Source organism: Dolichospermum sp. LEGE 00246 (assembly GCF_015207865.1).
Taxonomy (GTDB): domain Bacteria; phylum Cyanobacteriota; class Cyanobacteriia; order Cyanobacteriales; family Nostocaceae; genus Dolichospermum; species Dolichospermum heterosporum.
The window spans coordinates 1-7105 of sequence record NZ_JADEWA010000284.1; the positions used below are offsets into that span (position 1 = coordinate 1).

The 7105-nt window shown below is 38.7% G+C and carries 10 protein-coding genes; 8 read left to right on the forward strand and 2 right to left on the reverse strand.

Translation table 11 applies throughout. The features are described 5' to 3' along the window. Positions 1 to 32 precede the first annotated feature (32 nt). Positions 33 to 1181, reverse strand: a complete 1149-nt coding sequence (tgt, locus tag IQ228_RS17345; RefSeq protein WP_027403250.1) for a tRNA guanosine(34) transglycosylase Tgt — start codon at positions 1179 to 1181, stop codon at positions 33 to 35. Between the two features lie 341 nt (positions 1182 to 1522). Continuing rightward, on the reverse strand, positions 1523 to 1975 hold the full coding sequence (locus tag IQ228_RS17350) for a hypothetical protein (protein WP_027403251.1): 453 nt from the start codon (positions 1973 to 1975) through the stop codon (positions 1523 to 1525). A 211-nt stretch (positions 1976 to 2186) separates the two neighbouring features. On the opposite strand from IQ228_RS17350, the gene cobS reads away from it, so the two are divergent. The 8 genes from cobS to IQ228_RS27210 all read left to right on the forward strand — a co-directional run bounded on the left by cobS (position 2187) and on the right by IQ228_RS27210 (position 7033). Further along, positions 2187 to 2960, forward strand: coding sequence for an adenosylcobinamide-GDP ribazoletransferase (gene cobS, locus IQ228_RS17355; protein ID WP_027403252.1), 774 nt, complete (start codon positions 2187 to 2189; stop codon positions 2958 to 2960). Positions 2961 to 3023: 63 nt separating this feature from the next. After that, positions 3024 to 3608, forward strand: a complete 585-nt coding sequence (locus IQ228_RS17360) for a DUF3782 domain-containing protein (protein ID WP_035082551.1) — start codon at positions 3024 to 3026, stop codon at positions 3606 to 3608. 340 nt (positions 3609 to 3948) lie between these two features. Continuing rightward, on the forward strand, positions 3949 to 5514 hold the full coding sequence (locus tag IQ228_RS17365) for a GUN4 domain-containing protein (protein ID WP_228043924.1): 1566 nt from the start codon (positions 3949 to 3951) through the stop codon (positions 5512 to 5514). 210 nt (positions 5515 to 5724) lie between these two features. Continuing rightward, a complete protein-coding gene (locus tag IQ228_RS17370) occupies positions 5725 to 6018 on the forward strand; it encodes a DUF433 domain-containing protein (RefSeq protein WP_228043925.1) in 294 nt (97 codons plus the stop codon). Between the two features lie 108 nt (positions 6019 to 6126). Beyond that, positions 6127 to 6357, forward strand: coding sequence for a hypothetical protein (locus IQ228_RS17375; protein ID WP_039200252.1), 231 nt, complete (start codon positions 6127 to 6129; stop codon positions 6355 to 6357). Beyond that, entirely contained in the window at positions 6347 to 6610 is a 264-nt protein-coding gene (locus IQ228_RS17380) for a type II toxin-antitoxin system RelE/ParE family toxin (protein ID WP_053540729.1), read from the forward strand. Before IQ228_RS17375 ends, IQ228_RS17380 begins: the two co-directional genes overlap by 11 nt. Before the next feature lie 61 nt (positions 6611 to 6671). Continuing rightward, positions 6672 to 6893 (forward strand): hypothetical protein, encoded by a 222-nt coding sequence (locus IQ228_RS17385; RefSeq protein WP_027403257.1) that lies wholly within the window; start codon positions 6672 to 6674, stop codon positions 6891 to 6893. A gap of 17 nt (positions 6894 to 6910) precedes the next feature. Continuing rightward, complete coding sequence (locus IQ228_RS27210; protein WP_255549986.1) at positions 6911 to 7033, forward strand: hypothetical protein; 123 nt, start codon at positions 6911 to 6913, stop codon at positions 7031 to 7033. The last annotated feature ends 72 nt before the right edge of the window (positions 7034 to 7105 follow it).

Consider the following 7105-nt stretch of genomic DNA (forward strand, 5'->3'; position numbering starts at 1 on the left):
CACCTCCCCCACCCCCACTTCCCTGCTTCCCTTCACCGATCATCTTCGGATTGACAGACTGCTAGTTCAATTTCTGATGGTTCTAACCAATGACCAAAATCTGTGACAAAGCGATCGCTCAAAATAGATGCGCGAATTTTTTGGGTAAAGCGAATCAGTTCGGTGATGTTATGAATAGTCAACAAAGTATAAGCTAATATTTCCTGCGATCGCACTAAATGAGATAAATAAGCACGACTGAAATTTTCACAGGTATAACAAGGGCAAGTTGTATCCAATGGTGTAAAATCTTCACGAAACTTAGCATTTTTGATATTCCAGCGTTCACCGGACACAATAGCTGTTCCATGTCTAGCCCAGCGGGTGGGAATAACGCAATCAAATAAATCTACACCAGAAGCGATGGCGATCGCCATTTCTCGATAAGTCCCCACACCCATCAAATAGCGGGGTTTATTCACTGGTAACAGCGGGGCTGTAGTTTGGACAATTTGCGCCATTAAATCCGTTGGTTCACCCACACTCACCCCACCAATGGCATATCCCGGCATATCCAACTGCGCCAATTCTTGAGCAGCACGGGCGCGTAAGTCTAAATATACTCCCCCCTGGACAATGGGAAATAATGCCTGATCAGGGCGTTGATGGGCGGATATAGAGCGTTTTAACCAGCGGTAGGTTCGGTCTGTTGCGGCTTCTACTTCTTGACGAGTGGCAGGATAGGGGGGACATTCATCAAAAGCCATAATCACATCCGCCCCTAAAATATTCTGAATTTCAATAGAGCGTTCTGGCGTTAATTTAATGATTTGCCCATCATGAGGAGAACGGAAAGTTACACCTTCTTCAGTAATTTTCCGCATTTCGCTCAGACTGAAAACCTGAAATCCACCGGAATCGGTGAGCATGGGACCAGACCAACCCATGAACTTATGTAATCCACCACCACCAGCAACAATAGCTTCTCCCGGTTGGAGATGTAAATGATAGGTATTAGCTAAAACCATCTGCGCTCCTGTTGCTCCCAATTGGGCAGGAGTGATAGTTTTGACATTAGCTAATGTTCCCACAGGCATAAACCTGGGTGTTTCTACAATTCCGTGGGGAGTAGAAAATATTCCGGCTCTAGCTTTGGTCTGGCTACAGGTAGCGAGACTTTCAAAGGAAAAATTGGCGCTCAAAGCAAAAATACTAATTAGGTGAATTTATCCATCAACTTAACATTTTTGGTGTTACTTAGGGCGTTCGTGGGGGTTTTTGTCTTGTGAGGGTCATACCCCGCAATCCACTATGACCCCAAAGAGGATATGATTTCTTTAGTTAAGGTTTTGTGATACCTCCTTTCTTCTCAGGAATTACGCAAAATATCCCTCAAACCCTCATTTCTCTGTGTTCTCTGTGCCTCTGTGGTTCGTTATTCCATGAATTATGCGTAAGTCCTACTTCTACCTCATTCTTTCTCCTGACGGTCACTGAGCGAAGTCGATAGCGTAGTGTGGCGTTAGCCATAGTGCTGACTCCTTTAAAAAGAATCACAGCAGTCGTCATCAATTTCCGCATCCCATCTAGCTGCTAAGACTTGATCCATCATTTCTTCGATCGCAGTAACGTTAAATTGGCGATCGCGTCGGGCTTGCAAAGGTGTGGAAAGGGGAATTAAGCGTAAACACATTTGCTCTTGAATCAAGTCGAAGTAGGTTTCTTGCTGTGGAGATTGTTTTAATTCCAGATAATCAAAACTATCCACATTCACATATAGTGCATGGTTGGTGACTAAGGTAGACCGATGGGAATTAGCGAATACTTCCATTACATCTCCGTCACCCTCACTCAGTAGCTTGTTTTCTTGGGTGTAAATGTAGTGGACTCTACCTAAATCACGCAGCAATTGGTGGATATCGAGTTTGTTAACAACTATGCCCATGTTGACTATGCACGGGGCTGGTATTTTGGTGTGGGGTAGATGATGACTCATAGAGAAATAGCGGGTTATGGAAGGTGAGTGACAACGCAGCCAGACAATCAATGAGATGGATTGTTAATTTCCCATAGTTCCAAAATATCAAGTTTAGGAGGCGATCGGCTAATCATTGGCGGTGGATTGTCAGTCTGGAAGGAATTTATGATGAGAACATTTATATTCATGAATACTGGAAGTATTTGGCTAATTGAACTCTTTCTAAAGTATGGCTAACGTTTTGCGCTGGTGGCAACAGCAATTCCTAAATTCAGTTGCGGCTGTGATTTTCTATACTGCTATTCCCTTACCCTATCTGCAAAATTTGGACTTCCAAAAGGTTGCTTGTTTTGCGCCAGTAATTGGGTTGATGATTGGGGGAATTTTAGGTGGGTTAGATACAGGGATGAATTATTTGGGTGTCCCTGTGCTAACTCGGAATGCTTTGGTAGTGTCTGCGTGGATAGCGGTAACAGGAGGGTTACATTTAGATGGAGCGATGGATACCGCTGATGGTTTAGCGGTAGGTGATCCTCAACGCAGATTGCAGGTAATGATGGATAGTGCTACTGGTGCGTTTGGGGCAATGTCCGCTATTGTGATTATTATTTTGAAAACAACAGCTTTAACAGAGATAGCTGAAAACCATTATTTTGTATTAATGGCTGCTTGTGGGTGGGGACGTTGGGGACAACAAATGGCTATTTGTCAATACCCTTATCTGAAACCGACTGGTAAAGGTGCGGTTCATAAACAAGCGATTCGTTCTTATTTAGATTTATTACCAAGTTTATTTTTATTGTTAGGTTTGAGTGCTGTTGTTTGGTTAATTAATCCGCAGAAATTAGTTTTATCTGTGGGGATGGTTTTGACTGGAAGTGTGATTTCTGTTGTTACCGCAGCTTGGTTTAATTATCAGTTGGGTGGACATACAGGAGATACTTATGGCGCTGTGGTGGAGTGGACTGAAGCGTTATTTTTGTGTATAATGACCAGTATTTAGGATTTACCAGATTTTTTAAATTTGGCAGATTATAATAAACATTATTACGGAGAAAAAGTGTTTATGGCAACATCAGAAGATGTATGGCAACTGTTAGCAGAATTAGCTACTGCTCAAAAAGAAACTGACATACTATTGAAAGAAGTTAGTCAGCAACAGAAGGAGAATGCCGAACAACAGAAGGCAACTGACCGCCAACTCAAAGAATTAGGTAAACAAATTGGGGGACTCGGTGCAAAATTTGGCAGTTTTACCGAAGGTCTTGCCCTGCCTTCAATGGAAACTATTTTGGGACAACAATTTGGGATGGAAGTTATCAGTCCCAGTGTGCGAGTTAGTAAGGGAGGACAACACATGGAAATTGATGTTCTTGCCTATGCTAATGGTGAGCTAAATACTGCCTATATTGTTGAGGTTAAAAGTCATGCAAGGGAAGATTCTATTACTCAATTAAAAAGTATTTTACAACGGTTTCGTAACTTTTTTCCTGAACACAAAGACAAACGACTTTATGGCATATTAGCCTCTGTTGATTTGTCTAACGAATTACGCGAGAAAATTCTGCAAGAAGGGCTTTATGTGGCTCGTATTCATGATCAAGTTTTCGAGTTGGATATTCCCAATAATTTTCAGGCTCAAAGTTATTAGTGCGATCGCCAATTATTGCAGTGTAATATAAAGATCACCATTATTCCTATAGATTATGTTAAGGAAGACAACGAATTATTAAGCTAACAGACAAGAATGGCGATCGCTATGGGCTGGACTAAAGCGTTATTTTTGTGTATAATTACCAGTATTTAGGGTTTGGCAGATTATTTCCGATTGCGTTTTTTTCTAGTGCTGATTTCCAGTCTAATTTTGATCACTTGCACAATTCTAGCTATATTGAAACGCCTAGTTTTGAAAAGGCTGTGGACATAGTTATGCTGATAATTGGTAATCATAATATTGCACTATTTTAACCTTACAAAATATTAAAAACCAAATGCTGCAAATCACCAGAGACTATTGTGAGGGAATGATCGAAGGATTCGGCTATAATCCGCTTACAGGCAAGATTTACGATAAATATGTTACTTATGAACGAAAGGTTGTTGCAGGTGAAAAAAAAGGTGCGATCGCTGAGTTATCATTCCAAAGAGTAACATCTACTGCTGAATTAAATAGCGTTTTGGGCATAGATGCCAGCGCGAGTTTGAATGCTTCTTGGTTTACGGGACAAGCTTCTCTCAAAGCGAAGGTTTCTCTGGAATCTAGCGAAAAAACTGAGGAATTTGCTACTTTTTCGGTGTTGTATGTGAAAGTACGCGAAGCACCAATAATGCTTGAGGAAGTTGATTTAAGTCCCAGAATACGTAATTTTCTTAAAGAAAATGGACTAGATGACTTTTATCAGGTGGCTGGTTATGAATATATCGCTGGGATTATTCCTGGTGGTGAGTTTATCAGTACCATTAAGATTGTTTCTAGTAACAGGGAAACTAAGGAAAAAGTTGATGCCACCCTCAACGCGCAAATGTCCTTTAGTTCGCCTGTTCCTGGTAATGGCTCTCTTGAAGCTAATCTTGAGCTAAAATCAACTTTTTCACAATTGGCAAAAAATAGCCAGGTGCAGATTGAAGCGCGATGTTATCGTAAAGGCGGTGATGGTTTGTTGGTGACAAACCCTGAAGATGCCCTTAATTATGCCCTCAATTTTCCGGCTTACCTACGGCAGTCGCCCAGTATTTTGCAAGTGATTTGTAAGCCTTATCAAGATTTACTGTCTTTTCCGAGGGGGTTGAAGGCGATTGATATGATGACTTTACAACGGCAACAACGGCCATTGCAGGAACTTTGGGATATATTTCAACAAAAATCTCAAACTCTCGCTCAAATTGACCAGATTCTTTTGAATCCGATGCAATTTCATGGAGTGGAAGAAGATGTTTTGAGGGAAGGGAAAAGACAGTTAAAACATCAATTAGATATAATTGCTGAGAATGCGACAGAATATGCTAACAATCCTCAAGATATTCGGGTTGATAGTAGCGATTTTACGCCTATTTCCCTCGCTTTACCCCCCCGAAGACTAGTAGAATTAAAGTCAGGTTTAGGAATTGATTATACTAAGCTATCAGATTTACTGTTTGCTAAGAAATGGCAGGAAGCAGACCAAGAAACCGCACAATTAATGTTAAAGTGTGCTAACAGAGAAAAAGAAGGTTATTTAGATTTTGATAGCTGTCGCAATTTTCCCCAAGAGGAGTTACGCATTATTGACCAATTGTGGTTAAAATACTCTCAAAACAGATTTGGTTTTTCTGTACAGAAACAAATCTGGATTGAATTAGGTGGTAAACTTGACGGAAGCTATGATTACGATATCTACTGCAAACTAGGAGATAAAGTCGGCTGGAGAAAAAAAGATGAGAATTGGTTAAATTATTCTGACCTTTCTTTTAGTACCAGCAAAAAAGGACACCTCCCGAGAGAGGGGGAATATATTGGGATATTTCGTGATGGAATATGGTATGAATGGAGTGGTGGGTGTCTCTTTTCTCTTCTCTAAAGTATAACTTGTTATAACTTGTAAGGGATTTACACCAATAAAAAATATTTCTTATCAAGGCATTTAGTGCAAGTTTGTAACACAATCGTAGAGACATAATACCATTATGTCCTAATATTTTGGCAACAGAAAGTCAATTAAAGTTATAATAAAGCTATTAAACTGAGTTAAAATTATTATTTCTACAAAGTTTTCCGTCAAATAAAATTAATGAAATCACTTTTTTCATTATCTCCATTATTATTAGATCAAAATGAAGAAACCCCCATGAAAAGTTCTATCACAGTTGATCCAGATATTTGCAATGGAAAACCCATTATCGCTGGCACAATAATTTCTGTACAAACCGTGATGGAGTTTTTGGCAGCAGGAGATTCCATTGAAGAAATTTTAGAAGAATATCCTTCCCTCTCCAGAGAAGATATTTATGCCTGTCTCCAATTTGCTACAAAATTAAGCGTTAGTTTCCCTAGAATCAGAAAAATTAATATTGCTTTGTCCTGATACTTCTAATCTTAGTTTAGTTTACTAAATTATCAGCAAGTTAAGCGAAATTCACGATTATTACAGCGAGTCATGATATACTAAGAATAGTCATGAGGCATATAGATTATGAATACAACTCAAATGCGTAATCAAGTCAAACAAAATATTGATAAATTATCTCCAGAAAAACTAATAGTTATTGCTGAATTTTTACGTGATTTACTTAATGATGAAAATGAAGATGCAACAGAAGAATTATTAAAAATTTCTGGGTTTGAATCTGCTTTTGAACAAGCAAAACAACAAGTTCAAGAAGGGAAGGTAAAAGATTGGCGGATGATTAGAGATGACGTATAAAGTTCAATTATCATTAGAGGCAGAAAAAGTTTTTGCTAAAAGCAATAAAACCTTAGCGAAAAAATTAGCAAGATGTTTTCAAACACTTGAAGAAAATCCTAGTTTTCATCCTAATATTAAGCCATTAAAAGGTAATTATTCAGGTTATTATCGTTATCGAGTTGGAGATTATCGAGTTGTTTATTCCATTGATGATGAAGTAGTTTTGGTTAATATTATTCTGATCGCTCATCGTAGTAAGATTTATGAGTAACATTTATTTTCTTGGATAATAACAAGCGGTTTCTTGTGGCACAATTGATAGAGGTTAATCCATGCTAAAAACCGTTCAGGGAATTTATAAGGATGGAAAGATCCAACTTGCTGAAATACCAAAGGACATTCACGAAGGCACTGTATTAGTTACATTTCTAGAAAACAAAACTAGAACTTGGTCAAATCTAATTTTGCAACATCAAGGTTTTGCAGATAGTATTACCTTTGAGTCCTATCGAAACGAATTGCTGCCACCTGATGAAACCATATTTTCAGTTTAATATTTTTAATTGAATTTATGCAATATTTACTTGATACTTGTGTAGCTAAATATCGCCAAATTGTCCGCGAGTGCGATCGCCGATCTTGTAGCGACTGTCTTGATTGTCAAGCGATCGTTAAGGAAAAATTTAAAGTCTAGGAAAAAAGTCAGAAAATAGAGGAGAAAAACAGAACAGAACAAAACAGGTAAATTATAGATTGCCATAAATTA

Bases quoted from the DNA above. Each gene is read 5' to 3' on its own strand.
- cobS (WP_027403252.1), top strand. From the start codon at position 2,187: ATGGCTAACGTTTTGCGCTGGTGGCAACAGCAATTCCTAAATTCAGTT.
- IQ228_RS17385 (WP_027403257.1), top strand. From the start codon at position 6,672: ATGCTAAAAACCGTTCAGGGAATTTATAAGGATGGAAAGATCCAACTT.
- IQ228_RS17365 (WP_228043924.1), top strand. From the start codon at position 3,949: ATGCTGCAAATCACCAGAGACTATTGTGAGGGAATGATCGAAGGATTC.
- IQ228_RS17360 (WP_035082551.1), top strand. From the start codon at position 3,024: ATGGCAACATCAGAAGATGTATGGCAACTGTTAGCAGAATTAGCTACT.
- IQ228_RS17380 (WP_053540729.1), top strand. From the start codon at position 6,347: ATGACGTATAAAGTTCAATTATCATTAGAGGCAGAAAAAGTTTTTGCT.
- IQ228_RS17375 (WP_039200252.1), top strand. From the start codon at position 6,127: ATGAATACAACTCAAATGCGTAATCAAGTCAAACAAAATATTGATAAA.
- IQ228_RS17350 (WP_027403251.1), bottom strand. From the start codon at position 1,975: ATGAGTCATCATCTACCCCACACCAAAATACCAGCCCCGTGCATAGTC.
- IQ228_RS27210 (WP_255549986.1), top strand. From the start codon at position 6,911: ATGCAATATTTACTTGATACTTGTGTAGCTAAATATCGCCAAATTGTC.
- IQ228_RS17370 (WP_228043925.1), top strand. From the start codon at position 5,725: ATGAAATCACTTTTTTCATTATCTCCATTATTATTAGATCAAAATGAA.